The organism is Xanthomonas sp. 3498 (assembly GCF_014199795.1).
In the GTDB taxonomy this organism is placed as follows: Bacteria; Pseudomonadota; Gammaproteobacteria; order Xanthomonadales; family Xanthomonadaceae; genus Xanthomonas_A; species Xanthomonas_A rydalmerensis.
The window spans coordinates 201,474-221,810 of record NZ_JACHOH010000004.1; the positions used below are offsets into that span (position 1 = coordinate 201,474).

The window sequence follows — 20,337 nt, forward strand, 5'->3', positions numbered from 1 at the left end:
CGCGCGGCCGCGGCAACCGCGCCGGCCAGCGAGTGCGGCGCGCGGCGCGCGTCGCGCGCCGTGTCCGGCGTGGCCGCACGCACGTTCGCTAGCGGCGCTCAGCGCACCGGCAGCTCGATGTAGCTGGCCTGCTGCGGCGTGTGCCAGATCCGCTGCGTCGCCTTCTGGTAATCGCCCGGCTTGGCGAAGTAGATGTTGGGCACGTAGGTCTGCGGGTTGCGGTCGTACAGCGGGAACAGCGTGGACTGCACCTGCACCATGATCCGGTGGCCGCGCTCGAAGGTGTGGTTGGCGGTGGGCAGGCCGAAGCGGTAGGCCAGCGGCTGGTTCGGGGTCAGCGGCGCCGGATGCTCGAAGCTTTCGCAGTAGCGGCCGCGGAAGATCGCCAGCGACACCGGCAGCTCGTAGCCGCCCAGCTTCGGCTCGGACGCCATCTGGTCCGGATACACGTCGATCAGCTTCACCACCCAGTCGCTGTCGCTGCCGCTGGTGGAGGCCTGCAGGTGCACCTGCGGCGCACCGGCGATGCGCAGCGGCGCCCGCAGCGGTTCGCTGACGAAGGTCAGCACGTCCGGGCGGCCGTCGACGAAGCGCTGGTCGTGCACCAGCCAGGTGGTCCACATGTCGCGGTCGCCGAACACCACCGGGCGCGGCACGAACGGCACCGGCTTGGCCGGGTCGGAGACGTACTCGGTGTACTCGCCCTGCCCGGCCTTGGGCGCTTCGAACGAAACGCGGCCGCCGGCCTCCAGGTACAGCGGCTTGCTCTGCGCCGGGCAGCCCTGCGCGCAGCTCAGCGGCCAGCGCTGCAGGCGGTCCCAGTGGTTGGCGCCGGTGTCGTAGATCAGCACCGGCGGCGTGTCGGCCTTGGGCGCGCCGTCGACCAGGTACTGGTCGAAGAACGGCTTGAGCACGTCGCGGCGGAACTGCAGCGCGGTGTCGCCGTCGAACTGCAGCGCGCCCAACGAGGCGCCCTCGTAGTTGACCTGGCTGTGCCGCCACGGCCCCATCACCAGGTAGTTCCTGTCGTTGCCGGTGTCGCGCGGCTCCATCGCCTCGTAGCTGTGGATCGCGCCCCACATGTCTTCCTGGTCCCACAGCCCCTGCAGCCACATCGTCGGCACCTTCAGCGGGGTGCGCGCCATCACCTTGTCCAGCGCCTGCTCCTGCCAGAACGCATCGTAGGCCGGGTGCTCGGTGAGCTTGCGCCACCACGGCAGTTGCTCCAGCCCGGCGGCCTTGGCGTAGTCGCCGGCCGAACCGGCGCGCAGGAAGTTGCTGTAATCGTCGTAGCCGTGGCGCGGAATGCCCTCGCCTTTGCCACGCTTGGTCATCTGGCCGGTGAAGTAGTCCAGGTTGACCTGGCGGAAGGCGCCGTAGTTGAGCCAGTCGTCGCCCATCCAGCCGTCGATCATCGGGCTTTCCGGCGCGGCCACCTTCAGCGCCGGATGCGGATCGGCCAGCGCCATCACCACGGTGAAGCCCTCGTAGGACGAGCCGATCATGCCGACCTTGCCGTTGGATTCGGGCACGTGCTTGACCAGCCAGTCGATGGTGTCCCAGGCGTCGGTGGCGTGATCGACCTTGGTCGGGTTGAGCGGCCCGCGCAGCGGCCGGGTCACCACGTAGTCGCCCTCCGAACCGTACTTGCCGCGGATGTCCTGGAACACGCGGATGTAGCCGCCGTCGACGAACACTTCGTCGCCCTGCGGCAACAGGTCGCGCATGTGCGGCGAGGCCAGCCGGCTGGCGCGGCCGCTGGCGTCGTAGGGCGTGCGGGTCAGCAGGATCGGCGCGCCGTGCGCGTCCTTGGGCAGCACGATCACCGTGTGCAGCTTGACCCCGTCGCGCATCGGGATCATCACCTCGCGCTTGACGTAGTCGTTGGCCGCGGTCGGTGCGACGAACGGCTTGCCGGTGATGTCCGGCGTCATCGGCGCGGTCTGGGCGACTGCGGCGCCGGCGGTGGCGAGGGCGACGGCAGCGGCGAGCAGGCAGGGAGCGAGGCGGCGCATGGGCGTTGGATCCCGAGAGGAGGCGAATCCGCGACGCTAGGCGACGGCGCGTTGCTCGGCAAGTGACAAAGGCTGGGTCGCCGATCCCCGCCGCTGATACCGCGGTGTGCGAGCGCACAGGCACGCTATCCCGATCAGCACAGGTTGCCACCCTGCTTCACCGCCACCAGCAGGACGCCGATCCCTCACATGCCAGGCAGCTCAGGCGCCCGCCCAACCAATGTGCGGCGGCGCCTCAGTGCCGGACCTGGCCTTCGCCGCGCACCACGAAGCGCTCCACGGTCAACGCTTCCAGGCCCATCGGGCCGTAGGCGTGCAGGCGCGTGGTGGAAATGCCGATCTCCGCGCCCAGGCCGAGTTCGCCGCCATCGGAGAAGCGCGAGGAGGCGTTGACCATCACCACGGCCGCGCGCAGCGCCTGCACGAAGGCCTCGGCGTTGGCCGCGTCCTCGGTGGCGATGACCTCGGTGTGGTCCGAGCCGTAGCGGCGGATGTGCGCGATCGCCGCGTCCAGGTCCGGCACCACCGCGATCGCCAGGATCAGGTCCAGGTATTCGGCGGCGTAGTCGTCGTCGCTGGCGCTGTCGATGTCTGGCAGCAGTGCGCGGGTGGCGGCATCGCCGCGCAGGGCGACACCGCGCTGGCGCAGCGCCTGCGCCGCCAGCGGCAGGAAGCGCGCGGCCACGTCGGCGTGCACCAGCAGCGTCTCCAGGGAATTGCAGGCGGCAGGCCGCGTGGTCTTGCCGTCGACCAGCAGCTTCACCGCCAGCTCCAGGTTCGCCGACGCATCCACGAACAGATGGCACACGCCCTTGTAGTGCTTGATCACCGGCACCCGCGCATGTTCGGCGACGAAGCGGATCAGGCCCTCGCCGCCGCGCGGGATCGCCAGGTCGACGATGTCGTTGAGTTGCAGCAGTTCCAGCATGGTCTCGCGGCGCAGGTCTTCGACCAGGGTCAGCGCGGCCTCGCCGATGCCGGCCTCGCGCAGCGCCCGGCGCAGCGCCGCGGCGATGGCGGTGTTGGAATGGATCGCCTCGGAACCGCCGCGCAGGATCACCCCGTTGCCGGCCTTGATGCACAGCGCCGCGGCGTCGGCGGTGACGTTGGGGCGCGCCTCGTAGATCATCGCCACCACACCCAGCGGCACGCGGATCTTCTGCACGCGGATGCCGTTGGGGCGCACGTCGTCGCGGGTGACCTGCCCCACCGGATCGGGCAAGGCCGCCACCTCGCGCAGCGCCGCGGCGATGCCGTCCAGGCGCTTGCGGTCCAGCGCCAGCCGATCGAGCATCGCACTGCCGACGTCCTTGGCCCGCGCCGCCTCCAGGTCCTGTGCATTGGCGACGAGGATCGCCTCCGCATCCGCTTCCAGCGCCGCCGCCATCGCCTCCAGCAAGGCCTGCTTGGCCGACGAGGACAACTGCGCCAGCGCTTGCGCGGCATCGCGGCATTGCAGGGCCTGGGTGCGGATGGAGGTCATTGGGGGCTCCGGTGGCTAGGATTCAGGATTCAGGATTCAGGATTCAGGATTCGGGATTCGGGATTCGGGAAGGCTACGCGCTGCGCCGGCGGATGAAAGGCGGCGAGCGCGAGGCGCAACATCGCATGCGCGCGCATTGCAGCGGGATCGGCGGCGCCGTCGCGGCCACCGTGGGGCGGGCGCGCTTACGCCGATTCCCCATTCCCGACTCCCGATTCCCGCACCACCACCAGATCATCGCGGTGAATCACGTTCTCGCCGTAGTTGTAGCCCAGGATCGCCTCGATGTCGCGCGAGTGGCGGCCAGCGATGCGGCGGATGTCCACCGCCGCGTACTGGCTGACGCCGCGCGCCAGGCAGCGCTCGCCGGCCGCGTCGCGCAGCCGCACCTCGACCATGTCGCCGCGGCGGAACTCGCCCACGGCGCCGGCCACGCCACCCGGCAGCAGCGAGGCGCCCTTGTCGAGCAGCGCGGCCGCGGCGCCGGCATCGACCAGGATCGCGCCCGGTTCCACCGGCACGTGGCGCAGCCAGTACTTGCGCGCGGCGATGCGGGTGCGCGCGGCATGGATGCGGGTGCCGCGCAGGCGGTCCTGGGCCAGGCCGCGCACCACCTCGGCGCTGCGGCCATTGAACAGATAGGTCTCGATGCCGGCAGCGCCGGCCTTGGCCGCGGCCTCCAGCTTGGTGCGCATGCCGCCGGTGCCCACGCCGCTGCCGCTGCCGCCCGCCATCGCCAGCACCGCCGCGCTCAGTTCCTGCACCTCGTGCAGCGGCTGCGCCTGCGGGTCGTGGCGCGGGTCGGCGGTGTACAGGCCGTCGATGTCGGTGGCGATGAACAGCGCATCGGCGTCGACCAGGGCGGCGACGATCGCGGCAAGATTGTCGTTGTCGCCGAGCTTGAGTTCGTCCACCGAGACGGTGTCGTTCTCGTTGACTACCGGCAGTGCGCCCAGCCGCAACAGTTCGCCCAGGGTGGCGCGTGCGTTGAGGTAGCGGCGGCGGTTGCGCAGGTCGTCGTGGGTCAGCAGCACCTGTGCCACCGGCCGTTCGAAGAAGCGCTGCCACAGCGCGATCAGCTGCGCCTGGCCGAGCGCGGCCAGCGCCTGCCGCGCAGCCAGCGCCGCGCCGGCTTCGGCGGCCTTGGGCACGATGGCGCGGCCGGCGGCGACCGCGCCGGAGGACACGATCACCAGTTCACGCCCGGCCGCCAGGTTGGCCGAGACGAACTGCGCCAGGCCTAGTGCAAAGCGTGGCGTGAGGCCGCCGCCGTCGGCGGCCAGCAGGCTGCTGCCGACCTTGAGCACCGCGCGCCGCCAGGGCGGCAGCGCTTGCTCGACGAAGGGCGTGGCGGCGGCGGTCGGTGCGGTCATTGGGCGCTCGCTCGGCTCAGTGCGCGTTCCAGGCGTACACGGTCAGCTCGGACGCGGCCTGGAGCGCCAGCGGATCCTCGGCGACGATGGCCTGCGCCTGCGCCAGGCTGTCCACGTTCTTGAGCACATAGGCGCCACCGCTGCCGTCGCCGAAGCCACCACTGCGCTCCAGCAGCCCGCGCTCGCGCAGCGCGGCCAGGAAGTCGCGATGCGGCTGGATCACCGACTCCGGAAACGCCGGCTTGCGCATCGCCATCACCAGGTACAACGTCATTGCCTTCTCCTGCATGCGAGGCGCGGCATGGCATGCGCCTCCGGTAAAAGTTCGACGACCGCGCGCTACGTCAGCGCAGCGCCGGCCCTGCCTCCGCACGGGCGCCGAGGCCGGGAAACAGCCGCAACAGCCGTCGCAGGTTGTCCTGCGGGGCGACATCGCCGGCCTCGTCCATCCAGCGCTCGTCCGCCTCCGGATGCGGCCCGGCCAGCACCACCGTGCCGCGGCCATGGCGATAACGCGCGATCGCCACGTCGCCGTTGCCGTACTGGGCGATCGGCACGAAGCCGTCCGCCGCGCTGCCGGTGAGGAACGGGCCGTCCTGATAGTAGACGCGCTGCCAGGTTCCGTCCCAGCGGATGGCGATGGTGTGGTCGCCTTCGTCGTCGATGCCCGAGCGCGGACGCCCGACTTCCGACTGCAGCGCCACATCGACCAGGCCGATGCCGTCGCGGTCGGCCAGGTACGCCCCCATGCACAGGCCCAGGAAACCCTTGCCGCTGCTGACGAAGTCGCGCAGGGCATCGGCGCCATCGTCGCCGAGGGCGGCGTACGCGGCCGGGATGTCCTGGCCGCCGCCGGGCTGGATGTACAGATCGACGTCGCGCAGCGTGGCGGGGGTCACGTGCAGCGGTTCGCGCTCGCCGACGTAGACGATCGTCAGCGGCAGCCCGGTCGCGCGCAACGCATCCACCACCATTTCAGAGCAGCCGCGGCAGCCGGCCGCACCGCGGTAGACCGCCACCTTCGGCGCCGCACCGACCGCCGCGCTGGCCGGGGCCGCGGGCAGCGCCAGCAGCCCCGCGGCGAGCAGCGCCAAGGCGATGGTCCGCAGGCCGCCCGCCCTGCCCGGCCACGCGGGCGATGCGATCGCCGTGCGCCAGCCTGTGGGATGGCCAAGCAGGCTCATCCCAGCGTGTCCCAGCGCGCGCGCAGCGCCTGCAACTGCAGATCGGCGGCTGCACCGGGCGACACCCGCGCCGCCAGGCTGCCTTCCGGCGTACGCCCCTGCCCCGCGCTGTCGGCCGACGCGGCGGCGGCCTGGTAGGCCTCGCGGAACGGCACGCCGGCCACCGCGGCTTCCACCGCCACGTCGGTGGCGTACATGCCCGAATCGATCGCCGCGCGCAGCCTGTCCTCGCGCCACTCCAGGTTGGCCAGCAGCGCCGGCAGCAGCTCCAGCGCGGCCAGGCCGCGACCGAAGCCGTGGAAGATCGCGCCCTTGCTGCTCTGCAGGTCGCGGTGATAGCCCGACGGCAGCGACAGCAGTTGTTCGATCTCGGTGCGCGCGGCGGCCACGCTGGCGTGGGTGGCGCGCATCAGTTCGATCACGTCCGGGTTGCGCTTGTTGGGCATGATCGAGCTGCCGGTGGTGTACTGCGCCGGCAGCGCCACGAAGCCGAACTCGCCGCTGGTGAACAACGACAGATCCCAGGCCAGGCGGCGCAGGTCCAGGGTCGCACTGCCCAGCGCTTCCAGCGCGGCCATCTCGAACTTGCCGCGCGACAGCTGCGCATAGATCGGGCTGACCTGCAGGCGCGCGAAGCCCAGCGCAGCGGTGGTGTGGGCGCGGTCCAGCGGCAGGTTGACGCCATAGCCGGCGGCGGTGCCCAGCGGATTGCAGTCGACCAGGCGCAGGGTGTCGCGGGCACGCAGCGCATCGTCGATGAAGGCCTCGGCCCAGCCCGCCCACCACATGCCGGCCGAGGACACCACGGCGCGCTGGATGTGGGTGTAGCCGGGCACCGGCAGGTCGCGCTCGGCCTGCGCGCGGTCCAGTGCCACCTTGGCGATCTCCGCGCTCAGTTGCGCCAGCCGCGCCAGCTTGTCCTTCAGCCACAGCCGGGTGGCGACCAGGATCTGGTCGTTGCGGCTGCGTCCGGTGTGGATCTTGCGCCCGGCATCGCCCAGGCGCTCGGTCAGCCGGGCCTCGATCGCCGAGTGGCCGTCCTCGAAGCGCGCATCCAGCACGAACGCGCCACTGCGGAAATCCTCGGCCAGCACCGCCAGCTCGCGCTGCAGCCCGGCCAGTTCGTCGGCCGAGAGAATGCCGATGCGCTGCAGGCCTTCTGCGTGCGCGCCGCTGGCGGCGATGTCGTGCAGGAAGAACTCGCGGTCCAGCAGCACGTCGTCGCCGGCCAGGAACGCCTGGATCTGCGTGTCGACGGCGACGCCGGGTTTTTGCCAAAGCAGATTGGTCATTGGGAAGCCGGGAATGGGGATTGGGGAATTGGGATTCGGAAAGCGGCGCGCTGCGTCCGTTGGGGATGCGGCGCTGATTGTGGGTGTCCTACTCCGGCGTGTGTATCGGCGGGATCGACGTCAACTCGTCCACGCCCAGCGCCAGGTTGAGGTTCTGCATCGCCTGCGTCGCCGCGCCCTTGAGCAGGTTGTCCAGGGTCGCCACCAGCACCAGGCGCTTGTTGCCCGGGGCCAGGGTGAAGCCGCCGAGCTGCACGCCGTGGCGGCCGGCGATGCGGCTCACCCAGGGCGCCTCGTCGATCACCTCGATCAGCGACTCATCGGCATAGCGGGCGCGATACAGCTGCTGCACGGCCTCCAGCTTCAGCGGCTGCTGCAGCCACAGGTTCACGGTCATGGTGATGCCGCGGAAATGCGGCGCCACGTGCGGCATGAACTCCACCGGCACGCCCAACTGTGCGGACACCTCGCGCTCGTGCATGTGGTCGGTCAGCGCGTACGGCATCAGGTTGTCGTGCAGCAGCGCCGGATTGTTCTTGTCCGACGGCGTGGTGCCGGCGCCGGAATAGCCCGACACGCCGAAGCACTGCGGCGGCCCGGCGAGCTGCTCGCGCAGCGGCGCGATCGCCAGCTGCATCGCGGTGGCGTAGCAGCCTGGGTTGCTGATGCGGCGCTGCCCGGCGTAGCGCGCGCGGGTCAGTTCCGGCAGGCCGTAGTACCAGGCCGGGTCGAAGCGGTAGTCGGCGGACAGATCGACCACGATGGGATCGGCCGCGCCGGCGGCGACCGCCGCGTCCAACGCCGCCACGTAGGGCGCGGCCTTGCCGTTGGGCAGCGCCAGCACCACCACGTCGGCGCGCTTGGCCGCCACCGCATCGGGATCGAGGTTCTCGTAGCGCAGTTCGCCCTGGTAGGTGTCGTGGTGCGCATCGACGCGCTGCCCGTCCAGCTCGCGCGAGGACAGGAAGGCCAGGCGCAGTTGCGGATGCGCGGCGATCAGGCGGATCAACTCGGCGCCGGTGTGGCCGCGGGCGCCGACGATGCCGATGGAATAGATGGGAGTGCTCATGCGTGCGAATCCAGGCGGAACTGCAGGTGGCGTTTCACCCCGGCCCATTCCGTATCGATGATGGAGAAGATGACGGTGTCGCGCGGGGTGCCGTCGGCGTGGCGCTTGTGGTTGCGCAGCACGCCGTCCTGCTTGGCCCCCAGCCGCGCGATCGCGGTGCGCGAGGCGTGGTTGAACCAGCTGGTCTCGAACACCACGCTGAGGCAGCCGAGCGTGTCGAAGGCGTGGCCAAGCAGCAGCAGCTTGGCCTCGGTGTTCAGGCCGCTGCGCTGCACTCGCGGCGCGTACCAGGTGTAGCCGATCGACAGGGTCGGCACCTGCGGATCCAGGCCGTAGAAGCGCGTGCTGCCGACGATCTCGCCCTGCGCATCGCGCACCACGAACGGCAGCACCCGACCCAATGCCTGCACCTCCAACGCGGCGGCGACATAGGCGTCCACGCGTTCCGGCGCCGGCACGTTGGTGTACCACAGCGCGTCCAGGCCGCTGCCGCGCAGCGCGGCGCGCAGGCCCTCGACATGCGCCGCCTGCAGCGGCTCCAGGCTGACGTGGCGCCCGCGCAGCGTCGGCACGTGGCGCCAGGATTCGGGAAGCACGGGATCGATGCCGGACATGGGGTAAGTCCTAGATGATGGGGCCGCTCAACCCTGCAGGGTCGGCGTGCGCGTGGCGCAATGCGCCACGCAGTGCTGGATCTGCTCGAAGGTGTCCAACCCGTACCAGAACACCTTCCACTTCTCCTGCTTGAAGCAGCCGTCGGACTCGGCGTAGTAGAAGATGTTGACCTGGTTGTTGTGGCGCGAACGCCAGAACAGCTGCGGCGTTTCTTCGCGCATCACGTTCCACACCGCGCGGCCCAGGCCCTCGCCCTGCGCGTCGTCGAGCACCGCGAACTTGTCCAGGTAGGTGTAGCCGCCCTCGTCGGTCAGGATCACCGCAGTGCGGTAGTTCTCGCTGACGTAGGCGCGCAGCAGCTTGGTGGTGTCGAAATAGTCCGGCACCAGGGTACGGCCGAAGCTGGATTCGATCAGGGTCTTCAGCCGCGGCAGGTCCAGCTCGCTCCACGCCGTGGCGCGCAGCACCTTCTCGCCACGCCGCACCAGGGTGCCCGAGCCCTTATGGGTGAACAGTTCCTTGGCCAGGTCGGCCGGGCGCGTGATCGACACCGACGACTCCAGCGGCAGCCGGTCCAGCAGATCCTTGATCTGCTCGATCTTCACCTTCATGCCGCCATGGATCCACGGCTGCGCGATCAGGTGGTCGTACTCGGTGGACAGGTTGATCGAATCGATCACCGTGCCGCGCTCGTCGAGCAGGCCGCCGGTGCCGGTGAGGAAGATGATCTTGTACGGCTGCAGCTCCTGCACCAATTCGTTGGCGGCGAAATCGGCGTTGATGTTGAGGATCTGCCCGCTGGGGGTCTCGCCCAGGCTGGTGATGACCGGGATGGAGCCGGCCTGCAGGCTGGCCTCGATCGGCGCCAGGTTCACCGCGGTGACTTCGCCGACCAGCCCGTAGGTGTCGCGATCCAGGTACTGCGCCTCGAACACGCCGCCGGTGATCGAAGTGGCGCGCGCGCCGTTCTGCTGCAGCGCCTCGACCAGCTTGAGGTTGGAGGCCTGGAACACCCGGCGCACGATCGCCAGCGCTTCCGGCGAGGTCACCCGCAGGCCGTTGACGGTCTGCTTGTCGATGCCGGCGGCGGACAACTCCGCGTCCAGCTGCGGGCCGGCGCCGTGCAGCACGATCGGGGTCAAGCCCACTTCCTGCAGGAACGACAGCGAAGAGGTCAGCGCCTCCAGGTCGTCGCGCAGCACCGCGCCACCGACCTTGACCACGGCGAAGCGCTTGGCGTCCAGTTGCGAGAAGCGCTTGAGGTACTGGCTGATCTCCTTCGCGCTGGCCATGCTCGAGAGCAGGCGCACGATGGTCTGGCGGGTTTGGCGGTTGGCGTGCATGGCGGGGGGCGGTGTCCGAAGGAATCCAGGGTGAACGCGATCGCGGGATCGGTCCGGGCGACGTGGGAAAGGCGCGCGGCTCAGCGCGCGCCGTTGATGATGCGGTGCACCGAGTCGGCGTAGCGCTGCAGTTGCTCCAGCGTCACGAATTCGTCGGCGGTATGCGCCTGGGCGATGTCGCCCGGGCCGTAGACCAGCGCGGTGTAGCCGCCGGCGGAGAACAGCGAGGCCTCGGTCCAGAAGTCCACCGCGTTGCCGATCGGCAGCTCCAGCGCATCGGCGACGTCGCGCGCGGCCAGGCGCTTGTCCTCGGCGCGCGCGCCATTCCAGTCAGAAGCCGCGCCCGACGGCAGGCTGGGACCACGGAACGTCTCTTCGAAGTGCGCCGCGGCCGGCTCGGCGAAACCGGCGAAGGTCGCCAGCAAGGCGTCCACGTCCATCGACGGCAGCGGCCGGAAACCGAAGCGCAGTTCCGCCGACGGCGCGATCATGTTGGCCTTGATCCCGCCCTCGACACGGCCGATGTTGAAGCGCAGCCCGGTCAACCCGCCGAAACGCGCGTGCGCCAGCGACTCCACATGGTCCAGCGCACGGCCGCCCCAGCGCATCGCCTGATGCAGCGCGCTGGCTGCGGCGTCCTGCTTGCCCGAGGCGTGGCCGGCGCGGCCAGCGAAGCGCATCAGCACCGAACTGATGCCACGATGCGCAAGCACTGCCTCGCTCATGGTCGGCTCGGCCACCAGCACCGCCTCGTAGGCGATGCCGCGGGCCAGGAACGCGGCGATGCAGCGCGGGTCGTTGGCTTCCTCGTCGCTGGAGAACAGAAACGCGGCATCGCCGTCGCCGGCATTGGCCGCGGCCAGCAGCGCCGCCGCCGCGCCCTTGATGTCGCACACGCCCAATCCGACCACGCGATCGTCCAGGCGCCGCATCACGTGCGGATCGGCGCTCCAGTGCGGCGAATCCGGCACCGTGTCCAGATGCACGTTGAACAGGTACCTGGGCGTGCCGCGCACCGCGTACAGGCTGACCGCGCCGGCGCCGTGGTCGATCACCTCCACCGCGAAGCCGGGCAGCTGCGCACGGAGGTAGTCGAAGATGCCATCGGTACCGATCGCCCGCGGCGGATTGCGGGTGTCGAAGGACACCAGCGCCTGCAGGTGATCGAGCGTGGAGGTGAGCAGATCGGTCATGGTGGGTCAGGCCGCCGTGGTGCTGGTGCGGTAGAGGTCGGGATAGGCGATTTCCATCAACGACTGCGGCCGCGCCGGCGCGGCGAAGCCGTATTGGGCGTAGAGCGCATGCGCATCGGAGGTGGCGAGCATGAAGCGGCGCAGGCCCTGCAACTGCGGGTGGGCCATGATCGCGGCGACCAGTTGCTTGCCGTAGCCGCGGCCACGGTAGGCGTCGAGCACGAACACGTCGGCCAGATAGGCAAACGTCGCCCCGTCGGTGATCGCTCGGGCGAACGCCACCTGCCCTGCACCCTCGACATAGCCGCCGAAGCACAACGAACCTGCGATCGCCCGCTGCACCGTGTTCAGCGGGATGCCCAGGCACCAATAGGCCTGCTCGCTGAGGAAGCGATGGATCAGCGGCAGATCCAGTTCCTGCTTGTCGGTGCTGATGCGTAGTGCGTGCATGGGTTCCATCGCAGTGGCCCCCTTCTCCCACCGGGAGAAGGTGCCCCCGAAGGGGGCGGATGAGGGTAAGGGCGAAGCCTGGCGAATCGCGCCAGCGAGGTAAAGGGACAGGCGCAACGCGCAGCCGACGATTGCGAGGCTTCGCTCGTACCCTCACCCCAACCCCTCTCCCGAGGGGAGAGGGGCTTTTCAAAGCGTCAGCGATTGACCTGGGCGTACAGCGTGGAGCTCATCCCGAACAACTTGATGAAGCCCTCGGCCTCGGCCACGCCCCAGTCCGCCGACTGCGCGTAGGTGGCGCCCTTGGCGTTGAGCAGGTGCGGCGACTTCACCGCCACCGCGTCGACACGACCGCCACGGGTCTCCAGCGTCACTTCGCCGTTGACCATCGCCTGCGACGACTTCAGGAAGGCTTCCAGGTCGGTCTTCAGCGGGTCGTGGTAGAAGCCCTCGTAGACCAGCTCCACCCACTTGCGCGCCACGTCCGGCTTGAAGCGGTTCTGCTGCTTGGTCAGCACCGCGTCCTCCAGCGCGCGGTGCGCGGCCAGCAGCGCCACCAGGCCCGGCGCCTCGAACACGATGCGGCCCTTCAGGCCGATCACGGTGTCGCCGGTGTACACGCCGCGGCCCACGCCGTAGGGCGCGAACAGCTTGTTGAGCTTGGCCAGGATCTGTTCGCCCGGCAGCGCCTTGCCGTCGAGTTCGACCGCCTCGCCCTGCACGAACTTCAGCTTCACCGTCAGCGGCTCGGTCGGCCACGCGCTGCGCGGCGCGCACCAGCCGCGGGCGCCCTCGCCCGGCGCTTCCCAGCGATCGATCTCGCCGCCGGACATGGTCAGGCCGAGCAGGTTCTCGTTGATGGTGTAGGCCTGCTGCTTGGCACGCACGCCGAAGCCGCGCTCTTCCAGGTACTTCTGCTCGTAAGCGCGGGTCTGGGTGTGTTCCTTCTGGATTTCGCGGATCGGCGCGACGATCTCGTAGTCGCCCAGCGCCTTGACCGCCAGGTCGAAGCGCACCTGGTCGTTGCCCATGCCGGTACAGCCGTGGGCGATGACCTTGGTGCCCAGTTCCTCGGCGCGCTTGAGCGCGGCATCGACGATCAGGTAGCGGTCCGACACCAGCAGCGGATACTGGCCCTGGTAGCCCTCGCCGGCCCACACGAACGGCTTGACGAAGCCGGCCCAGATCGCCGGGCCGCCGTCGACGGTGACGTGGCTGGCCGCCCCCAGCTCCGCGGCGCGCTTCTCGATGAAGTCGCGCTCCTCGGCGTCCACGCCGCCGGTGTCGGCGAACACGGTGTGCACCGCATAGCCCTTGGCCTGCAGGTAGGGAATGCAGAAGCTGGTGTCGAGGCCGCCGGAAAAGGCGAGGACGATGTCCTTGGTGCCGGGAGTCGGGATTGGGGAGTCGGGATTGGTGGAAGCGGGGTGCTGCGACATGGGGGCGTCTCTCTGCGGTTGACTAAATTAAGAGCAGGAAGGGAGTCGCCGTTGCGACTCCCCAATCCCGAATCACGAATCCCGGCGGCCCTGGCCGGCCAGCGCCGCCATGATCGCCTTCTGCACATGCAGACGGTTCTCGGCCTCGTCGATGGCGATGCAGTTGGGCGAATCCATCACCGCGTCGGTGGCCTTGACGTTGCGGCGCAGCGGCAGGCAGTGCGAGAACACGCCGTTGTTGGTCAGGGCCATCTTGCGCTCGTCGACGATGAAGTGCTGGTACTGGTCGCGGATCGGCTTCTCCGGACCCCAGTTGCCGAAGAACGGCAGCGCGCCCCAGCTCTTGGCGTAGACCACGTCGGCGCCGGCGTAGGCGCTGTCGATGTCGTGGCTGACGATCAGCGAACCGCCGCTCTCTTCCACGTTCTGCGCGGCCCAGCCCATGTAGCGCTCGTCGAGCACGTAGTCCGGGGTCGGGCACAGCAGGGTCACGTCCATGCCCAGGCGGGTGGCGATGGTCAGCGCGGAATTGGCCACCGCGGTGTTCAGCGGCTTGGGATGGTAGGTCCAGGTCAGCACGTACTTCTTGCCGCGCAGGTCGCGGGTACCGAAGTGTTCCTGCAGCGCCAGCGCGTGCGCCAGCTCCTGGCACGGATGGGTGATGGTCTCCATGTTGATCACCGGCACCGGCGAGTACTTGGCGAAGCTCTTCAACACCAGATCTTCGCGGTCCTTGGCCCAGTCGACGAACTTCGGGAACGCGCGCACGCCGATCAGGTCGACGTACCGGCCCAGCACCCGCGCCACCTCGGCGATGTGCTCTTCGGTGTCGCCGTCCATCACCGTGCCCAGGTCGAACTCGATCGGCCATGCGTCCTTGCCCGGCTGCAGCACCACCGCGTGGCCACCCAGCTGGAACGCGCCCAGCTCGAAGCTGGTGCGGGTACGCATGGACGGATTGAAGAACACCAGTGCGATCGACTTGCCCTTCAGCTCGCTGCCGAGGCGGTTACGCTTGAACAGCGCCGCCTGGGTCAGCAGCGCGTCCAGTTCGGCGCGGCTCCAGTCCTGGGTGTTCAAGAAGTGCTTCAGAGACATCGGTCGATCCTTTGCAGCGGTGGGGACGCGGGACGCGCGGGGGGTCTACAGCCTGGTTCTTTACGGGTGAAACTTTTCCGGCCGATGAAAACGAAAAAACCCAGCCTCGGGCTGGGTTTTCAGAACGAACGGCACGACGCTCCGGTTACCCAGCGAGAATGTGGGATTCCGGTCGACGCGCGCGCGACGTCATGCCCGAGGCCATGCGTGCGGCGCTGAGATCGTGCTGGGGCAGGTTCGCTTTCATCGGCGCGCATCCTCGCACGCGCACGCCACAGGCGCAAGCGCGCGCGGCGCTCAGCGCGGCGGCACCACCACCGCGTCGGGCACGTACGGCGCCACCGAGACGCGGATGCGCAGCCGGTTGCCCGGATCCTCGGGCAGCCGCGAGCGGTACTTGGTGCCCTTGTAGACATAGTCCACGTCGTAGGCGATGGGCCGGCGGAACTCGCGGCCGACCTCGACCATCCGGCAGTTGCGTCCGCCCGCCGGTGCCGCAGCCGGCGCGGCCGCCTGCTGTGCCGGTTCCTCGTGGCGGCGGCTGAAGATGTCCTTCACCGAATCCATCAGCCGGTTCAAGCGGCTGTCGTCCTCGGCCGGCTTGGGCGCCGGCGCCGCCGGGGCCGGCGCGGGGGCCGGATCGCATTGCTGCTCGGTACGGGTGGCGCGCAGGGTCTGGTAGACCGGCTCCACGTTCAGCACCTGGGCGTAGTCCAGCTTGACGTTCTCGATCACCACCACCCGGTTGCGCGCCTCGGAGTCCTGCGCCCAGGCCGGCGCGACGGCGCAGGCAAGGATGCCGACCAGCGGCAACAACGGGATCGGACGCATCGGCAGCAGGCTTCGCAAGGGCAGACCTCTGAGTGTAGGCATGGCGGCTTGCGTCGGGCTGAACGCAAGCCGACGGCCGTGCACCGACCTCGTCGAGGGCATGCCACCCCATCCCCGAGTCCGCCGCGCCGGGCTTGGCAGGCGCGCGGCCGGCATGGTGTGGTGCAACGCCTGAGCGGTCGTCAGTTCATGCCGCGCGGTGCCAGGCTGCGGCTGCCAGTCCAACCCGGAGCGCCGCGGTGGCGCGCGCCATGGCCGCGTCATCGCGCACGCGTGCACAGACGGCTGCTTCTTCCGGTTTCCTTGCCATCGGCACGCACACCTGCCGCCCGGTGCGCCCGGGGGGCGGATGACCCGCCTCGGGGCCGCTGCCGGTAGAATCGAGCGGTTTCCCCACCGCCGATGCCGATGAGCCTGCGCCTGCACAACAACCTGACCCGCCGGGTCGATGCCTTCGAACCGCTCGATCCGGTGGCTGGACCGACGCTCTACGTCTGCGGCCCCACCGTCTACAACTTCGCGCATATCGGCAATGCCCGCGGCCCGGTGGTGTTCGACGTGCTGGCGGCGCTGCTGCGGCGCCGCTACGGCAAGCTGCGCTACGCCCGCAACATCACCGACGTGGACGACAAGATCAACGCCGCCGCGCAGGCGCAAGGCGTGCCGATCTCCACCATCACCGACCGCTTCGCCGCCATCTACCGGCAGGACATGGCCGCGCTGGGGGTGACCCCGCCGGACATCGAGCCGGCGGCGACCGCGCACATCCCGCACATCGTGGCGATGATCGAGCGGCTGATCGCCGGCGGCCATGCCTATGCCGCCGAGGGCCACGTGCTGTTCGCGGTGGCCAGCTTCGCCGACTACGGCAAGCTGTCGCGGCGCGACCCGGAGGAGATGCTGGCCGGCGCCCGTGTCGAGGTGGCCCCGTACAAGCGCGACCCGGGCGACTTCGTGCTGTGGAAGCCTTCCAGCGATGACCTGCCGGGCTGGGACTCGCCGTGGGGACGCGGCCGCCCCGGCTGGCACATCGAATGCTCGGCGATGGCCGCCGCGCACCTGGGCGAGACCATCGACATCCATGCCGGCGGCGTCGACCTGCAGTTTCCGCACCACGAGAACGAGATCGCGCAGAGCGAGTGCGCCCACGGTGGCGCCACCTTCGCCCGCGTCTGGCTGCACAACGGCATGCTGACCTTCAGCGGCGCCAAGATGAGCAAGTCGCTGGGCAACATCGAGACGGTGCACGACCTGATCGCCCGGCATCGGCCCGAAGCGCTGCGCTGCGCACTGCTGAGCGCGCACTACCGGCAGCCGCTGGACTGGTCGGACGCCCTGATCCAGGCCCAGGTCGCCCGGCTCGACGGCCTGTACGGGACGCTGCGCGACCTGCAGGCCATCGACGCCGAGGCTGTCATTCCGGCCGAGATCGAGCAGGCCCTCGACGACGACCTCAACACGCCGCTGGCGCTGTCGGTACTGTCGAGCCTGGCGACACAGGCGCGGCAGGCGCTGCGCGATGCGGCGCCGGCCGGCGGCCCCGATCCCGCCGATGCCGCGCAACGTGCGGACACGCTGCGCCAGGCCAAGAGCCGACTGCTCGGCGCCGGCCTGGCCCTGGGCCTGCTGCAGCAGGATCCGCAGGTCTGGTTCCAGGGTGCCGGCAGCGACGACGACGCCCGCATCCAGGCGCTGATCGACGCACGCAGCGACGCCAAGAAAGCCCGCGACTTCGCCCGCGCCGACGCCATCCGCCAGGAACTGGCCGACGCCGGCATTGTCCTGGAGGACACGCCCCAGGGCGTACGCTGGAAGCGTGGGTAACCGCGCCCTCGTAAAAGAAGGGAGCACGGCTATTCCCTTCTCCCTCCGGGAGAAGGTGGCGCGCAGCGCCGGATGAGGGTACGGCGCGAAGCGACTCGCATAGACAGTTCGCGAGGCTGCGCCCGTACCCTCACCCCAACCCCTCTCCCGGAGGGAGAGGGGCTTTACATCGCTTGATCTTGGATTGCTGATGACCGACACCGACTTCCCGCTCGAACCCACGCCCGCCGAGGCCCAGGCCGCCATCGCCGAGGAATTCGGCTTCTTCGGCGACTGGTCCGAGCGCTACCAGTACCTGATCGACCTGGGACGCAAGCTGCCTGCCTTCCCCGAGCACTGGAAGACCGAGGAGCATCGCCTGCACGGCTGCCAGTCGATGGTGTGGATCGTGCCCGAGGGCAATGCCGAGCGCCTGGTGTTCCATGCGATCAGCGACTCGGCGATCGTCTCCGGGCTGATCTACCTGGCACTACGGGTCTACTCCGGACGCAGCGCCGCGGACATCCTCGCCACCGCGCCGGATTTCGTCGCCGCCATCGGCCTGGGCAAGCATCTGTCGCCGACCCGCAGCAACGGCCTGGCCGCGCTGCTGGCCTTCATCCAGGACACTGCGCGCGCCCAGCAGGCATGAGCGCGCCCCTGCCCACCCCGCAGACCCTGCGCACGCTGCTGGCGCACCCAGGCTTCGCCCTGGTGCTGGCCTATCGCATCCTGGCGATGCTGTCCTACCAGATCGTCGCGGTCACGGTCGGCTGGCACATCTACGAGATCACCCGCGATCCGTTCTCGCTTGGCCTGATCGGGCTGGCCGAGATCCTGCCGTTCTTCTGCATCGCCCCGTTCGCCGGCTACCTGGTCGACCACCTGCCGCGACGCTACCTCGGCATGCTCGCCAGCGTCGGCCTGATCGCCACCGCCGCGGTGCTGCTGGCGGTGAGCCGCGGCTGGCTGTCCGCGCAGGGGGTGTGGCCGATCTATGCGGCGATCGCGCTGACCGGCGCCGCGCGCGCGTTCCTGTCGCCCGTGTACAACGCCCTGTTCGCCCGCGTCCTGCCCCGCGAGGCCTATGCGCGCGGCGCCAGCGTCGGCAGCGTCGCGTTCCAGGCCGGCATGGTGATCGGCCCGGCGTTGGGCGGCCTGCTGGTCGGCTGGGGCGGCAAGAGCCTGGCCTACGGCACCGCCATCGGCGCCTCCACCGCGGCGCTGGCCGCGCTGTGGCTGCTGCGCGTCGCCGAGCCGGTGCACGAAGGCCCGCGCGCACCGATCTTCCGCAGCATCGCCGAAGGCGCGCAGTTCGTGTTCTCCAACCAGATCATGCTCGGCGCGATGGCCCTGGACATGTTCTCGGTGCTGCTCGGCGGCGCGGTCTCGATGCTGCCGGCCTTCATCCACGACATCCTGCACTACGGCCCCGAGGGCCTGGGCATCCTGCGCGGCGCACCGGCACTGGGCTCGATCCTGGTGGGCGTGTGGCTGGCGCGGCACCCGCTGCAGCGCAATGCCGGACGCGTACTGCTGCTGGCAGTGGCCGGCTTCGGCCTGTGCACCATCGCCTTCGGCCTGTCGCGCCATTTCTGGCTGTCGGCGGCGATCCTGCTGGCCTACGGCATGTGCGACGGCGTCTCGGTGATCGTGCGCTCGACCATCCTGCAGCTGGCCACGCCGGACGCGATGCGCGGCCGCGTGTCTTCGATCAATGGCATCTTCATCGGCTCGTCAAACGAACTGGGCGCGTTCTACGACGGCGTGATGGCGCGGCTGATCGGGCTGGTGCCGGCGGTGGTCCTGGGCGGCTGCGTGACCCTGGGCGTGGTCGGCGTTACCAGTTGGAAGGCGCCCAAACTGCGCAATCTGGATCTGCGCGACCTGCAATAGGCTCTGCGGACGGCGTACCTACGTCGTCGCCGAGTGCGCGCAGTGACGGCCCCGCCCCACCGCGCTTCGCGCACGGCGGTATTGCTGCCTGCACTCCGCCCAACCTCTTTCGGCTCGCTGCAACGACCGCGCTCAGTGCGCGGCCGCCACGGCATGCGCCTGCGCCTCGTCGTCGGCCCAGGCATGCGCGCAATCCGGCACGCCGGCCGGCTGCGGCAGACCGCCCCGCCCCGCCAGGAACCGGCAGGTGGCGGCGAACACCGCCGGCACCGCACGCGAGCGGATCGGCGAGGCCAGCACGTGGTTGTCCGCCCCGGGAAAATCCACCGCCTGGCGCAAGGCCGGTGGTGTCCCCAGCTCCTTGAACATCGCCTGCAGTGCCGCCACCGATACCGTGCGGTCCTGGTGCTGCGGATCGCGGTAGTAGTAGCCGAGGAACACCGGCACATGGATCCGCGCATAGGTCGCCGGCTGCATGCCGCCGCGGGTCAGCGCGGCCAGCGCGCGATAGCCGTCCAGGTGGGTGGCATCGGCCCAGTAGGCGCTGTCGACCGGATAGCGCAGGATCGGATCGCCGCCGTTGTGCGTCCACGCCAGCAACTGCGCGCCCCACGGCCACAGCATCGGCTGCAACTGATCGCCGTACTCGCGCACCAGCGGCGACCACAACACCAGCGCCCGCACCTGCCGCGGATTCGCCGCCACCGCCTGCAGCGCCAACGCACCGCCCATCGAATTGCCGATCACCACCACCCGGTCGCCCAATACCCGGGTCACCGCCAGCGCCTCGGCGGCGCCGGCGAGCAAGCGCCCGGCATCGACGCCGCGTAGCGCATCGGCCGCGACCAGCCCGTGCCCGGGCAGGCGCGGCAGATACAGATTGCAGCCGAAGCTGCGCGCCAGCCGCACATGCGTGGGTGCGCCCTCGCCCTGGCTGGCGGTGAAGCCATGCAGATAGACCATGGCGCAGGCGCGTCGCCCCGGATGCGCCGGATCGGCCCACACGATGCGCGCCTGGTTATCCGGACGCACCCCGGGCGTGGTGCGCTCGCGCGCATCGATCCAGGCCTGCAGCGCCAGCGGATCCTGCGGTACCGCCGGCGCCGCCACCTGCGGCAGGGCCACACTGACCCGCGGCCCCAGCGCAATGACCGCCAGCAATAACAAGGCGATCAAGATGGGCAAACGCCAACGACGACGTCTGCGCATGTCTAGGCCGGCCAATTCGGCATTGCGGCTCAAGGACGGCACTC

At 69.9% G+C, this 20,337-nt stretch carries 18 protein-coding genes; 3 read left to right on the forward strand and 15 right to left on the reverse strand.

From position 1 onward, the window contains the following. Window positions 1–98: 98 nt before the first annotated feature. The 14 genes from GGR66_RS13640 to GGR66_RS13705 form a co-directional block, all read right to left on the reverse strand. Complete coding sequence (locus tag GGR66_RS13640) at window positions 99–2,015, reverse strand: CocE/NonD family hydrolase (protein WP_184448594.1); 1,917 nt, start codon at window positions 2,013–2,015, stop codon at window positions 99–101. A gap of 235 nt (window positions 2,016–2,250) precedes the next feature. After that, on the reverse strand, window positions 2,251–3,498 hold the full coding sequence (locus GGR66_RS13645; protein ID WP_184448595.1) for a glutamate-5-semialdehyde dehydrogenase: 1,248 nt from the start codon (window positions 3,496–3,498) through the stop codon (window positions 2,251–2,253). Between the two features lie 185 nt (window positions 3,499–3,683). Further along, the gene (gene proB / locus GGR66_RS13650; RefSeq protein ID WP_184448596.1) at window positions 3,684–4,871 is read right to left on the reverse strand and encodes a glutamate 5-kinase; all 1,188 of its coding nucleotides are present in this window, start codon (window positions 4,869–4,871) and stop codon (window positions 3,684–3,686) included. Window positions 4,872–4,887: 16 nt separating this feature from the next. Further along, the gene (locus GGR66_RS13655) at window positions 4,888–5,145 is read right to left on the reverse strand and encodes a YciI family protein (protein WP_160965169.1); all 258 of its coding nucleotides are present in this window, start codon (window positions 5,143–5,145) and stop codon (window positions 4,888–4,890) included. Window positions 5,146–5,215: 70 nt separating this feature from the next. After that, on the reverse strand, window positions 5,216–5,965 hold the full coding sequence (locus GGR66_RS13660; protein ID WP_237475231.1) for a BPL-N domain-containing protein: 750 nt from the start codon (window positions 5,963–5,965) through the stop codon (window positions 5,216–5,218). A gap of 86 nt (window positions 5,966–6,051) precedes the next feature. After that, window positions 6,052–7,347: an argininosuccinate lyase gene (gene argH, locus GGR66_RS13665; protein ID WP_184448597.1), complete on the reverse strand. Its 1,296-nt coding sequence runs from the start codon at window positions 7,345–7,347 to the stop codon at window positions 6,052–6,054. A gap of 88 nt (window positions 7,348–7,435) precedes the next feature. Then, window positions 7,436–8,416, reverse strand: coding sequence for an N-acetyl-gamma-glutamyl-phosphate reductase (gene argC / locus GGR66_RS13670; RefSeq protein ID WP_184448598.1), 981 nt, complete (start codon window positions 8,414–8,416; stop codon window positions 7,436–7,438). Continuing rightward, window positions 8,413–9,030, reverse strand: a complete 618-nt coding sequence (locus GGR66_RS13675) for a GNAT family protein (RefSeq protein WP_160965175.1) — start codon at window positions 9,028–9,030, stop codon at window positions 8,413–8,415. Before GGR66_RS13675 ends, argC begins: the two co-directional genes overlap by 4 nt. A 27-nt stretch (window positions 9,031–9,057) precedes the next feature. Further along, entirely contained in the window at window positions 9,058–10,374 is a 1,317-nt protein-coding gene (locus GGR66_RS13680; protein ID WP_184448599.1) for an acetylglutamate kinase, read from the reverse strand. Window positions 10,375–10,454: 80 nt separating this feature from the next. Beyond that, a complete protein-coding gene (locus GGR66_RS13685) occupies window positions 10,455–11,567 on the reverse strand; it encodes an acetylornithine deacetylase (protein WP_184448600.1) in 1,113 nt (370 codons plus the stop codon). A gap of 6 nt (window positions 11,568–11,573) precedes the next feature. Then, entirely contained in the window at window positions 11,574–12,026 is a 453-nt protein-coding gene (locus tag GGR66_RS13690) for a GNAT family N-acetyltransferase (protein ID WP_184448601.1), read from the reverse strand. A 188-nt stretch (window positions 12,027–12,214) separates the two neighbouring features. Next, complete coding sequence (locus GGR66_RS13695; protein WP_184448602.1) at window positions 12,215–13,456, reverse strand: argininosuccinate synthase; 1,242 nt, start codon at window positions 13,454–13,456, stop codon at window positions 12,215–12,217. Window positions 13,457–13,528: 72 nt separating this feature from the next. Continuing rightward, window positions 13,529–14,554: an N-acetylornithine carbamoyltransferase gene (locus GGR66_RS13700; RefSeq protein ID WP_184448603.1), complete on the reverse strand. Its 1,026-nt coding sequence runs from the start codon at window positions 14,552–14,554 to the stop codon at window positions 13,529–13,531. Between the two features lie 297 nt (window positions 14,555–14,851). Continuing rightward, window positions 14,852–15,385 carry a hypothetical protein gene (locus GGR66_RS13705; protein ID WP_184448753.1) on the reverse strand — a complete coding sequence of 178 codons (534 nt, stop codon included), beginning with the start codon at window positions 15,383–15,385 and terminating at the stop codon, window positions 14,852–14,854. A gap of 408 nt (window positions 15,386–15,793) precedes the next feature. Here GGR66_RS13705 and cysS point away from each other — a divergent pair, with 408 nt between their 5' ends. The 3 genes from cysS (at window position 15,794) to GGR66_RS13720 (ending at window position 19,084) form a co-directional block, all read left to right on the forward strand. Further along, window positions 15,794–17,209: a cysteine--tRNA ligase gene (gene cysS, locus GGR66_RS13710; RefSeq protein ID WP_160965189.1), complete on the forward strand. Its 1,416-nt coding sequence runs from the start codon at window positions 15,794–15,796 to the stop codon at window positions 17,207–17,209. A 190-nt stretch (window positions 17,210–17,399) separates the two neighbouring features. Further along, window positions 17,400–17,840, forward strand: a complete 441-nt coding sequence (locus GGR66_RS13715; protein WP_160970330.1) for a SufE family protein — start codon at window positions 17,400–17,402, stop codon at window positions 17,838–17,840. Then, a complete protein-coding gene (locus tag GGR66_RS13720) occupies window positions 17,837–19,084 on the forward strand; it encodes an MFS transporter (protein ID WP_167087590.1) in 1,248 nt (415 codons plus the stop codon). Before GGR66_RS13715 ends, GGR66_RS13720 begins: the two co-directional genes overlap by 4 nt. Window positions 19,085–19,216: 132 nt before the next feature. On the opposite strand, the gene GGR66_RS13725 is transcribed toward GGR66_RS13720, so the two are convergent. After that, window positions 19,217–20,293 (reverse strand): alpha/beta hydrolase, encoded by a 1,077-nt coding sequence (locus GGR66_RS13725; protein ID WP_184448604.1) that lies wholly within the window; start codon window positions 20,291–20,293, stop codon window positions 19,217–19,219. Window positions 20,294–20,337 lie beyond the last annotated feature (44 nt).

Bases quoted from the DNA above. Each gene is read 5' to 3' on its own strand.
- GGR66_RS13640 (WP_184448594.1), bottom strand. From the start codon at position 2,015: ATGCGCCGCCTCGCTCCCTGCCTGCTCGCCGCTGCCGTCGCCCTCGCC.
- GGR66_RS13645 (WP_184448595.1), bottom strand. From the start codon at position 3,498: ATGACCTCCATCCGCACCCAGGCCCTGCAATGCCGCGATGCCGCGCAA.
- proB (WP_184448596.1), bottom strand. From the start codon at position 4,871: ATGACCGCACCGACCGCCGCCGCCACGCCCTTCGTCGAGCAAGCGCTG.
- GGR66_RS13655 (WP_160965169.1), bottom strand. From the start codon at position 5,145: ATGACGTTGTACCTGGTGATGGCGATGCGCAAGCCGGCGTTTCCGGAG.
- argH (WP_184448597.1), bottom strand. From the start codon at position 7,347: ATGACCAATCTGCTTTGGCAAAAACCCGGCGTCGCCGTCGACACGCAG.
- argC (WP_184448598.1), bottom strand. From the start codon at position 8,416: ATGAGCACTCCCATCTATTCCATCGGCATCGTCGGCGCCCGCGGCCAC.
- GGR66_RS13675 (WP_160965175.1), bottom strand. From the start codon at position 9,030: ATGTCCGGCATCGATCCCGTGCTTCCCGAATCCTGGCGCCACGTGCCG.
- GGR66_RS13680 (WP_184448599.1), bottom strand. From the start codon at position 10,374: ATGCACGCCAACCGCCAAACCCGCCAGACCATCGTGCGCCTGCTCTCG.
- GGR66_RS13685 (WP_184448600.1), bottom strand. From the start codon at position 11,567: ATGACCGATCTGCTCACCTCCACGCTCGATCACCTGCAGGCGCTGGTG.
- GGR66_RS13690 (WP_184448601.1), bottom strand. From the start codon at position 12,026: ATGGAACCCATGCACGCACTACGCATCAGCACCGACAAGCAGGAACTG.
- GGR66_RS13695 (WP_184448602.1), bottom strand. From the start codon at position 13,456: ATGTCGCAGCACCCCGCTTCCACCAATCCCGACTCCCCAATCCCGACT.
- GGR66_RS13700 (WP_184448603.1), bottom strand. From the start codon at position 14,554: ATGTCTCTGAAGCACTTCTTGAACACCCAGGACTGGAGCCGCGCCGAA.
- GGR66_RS13705 (WP_184448753.1), bottom strand. From the start codon at position 15,385: ATGCGTCCGATCCCGTTGTTGCCGCTGGTCGGCATCCTTGCCTGCGCC.
- cysS (WP_160965189.1), top strand. From the start codon at position 15,794: ATGAGCCTGCGCCTGCACAACAACCTGACCCGCCGGGTCGATGCCTTC.
- GGR66_RS13715 (WP_160970330.1), top strand. From the start codon at position 17,400: ATGACCGACACCGACTTCCCGCTCGAACCCACGCCCGCCGAGGCCCAG.
- GGR66_RS13720 (WP_167087590.1), top strand. From the start codon at position 17,837: ATGAGCGCGCCCCTGCCCACCCCGCAGACCCTGCGCACGCTGCTGGCG.
- GGR66_RS13725 (WP_184448604.1), bottom strand. From the start codon at position 20,293: ATGCGCAGACGTCGTCGTTGGCGTTTGCCCATCTTGATCGCCTTGTTA.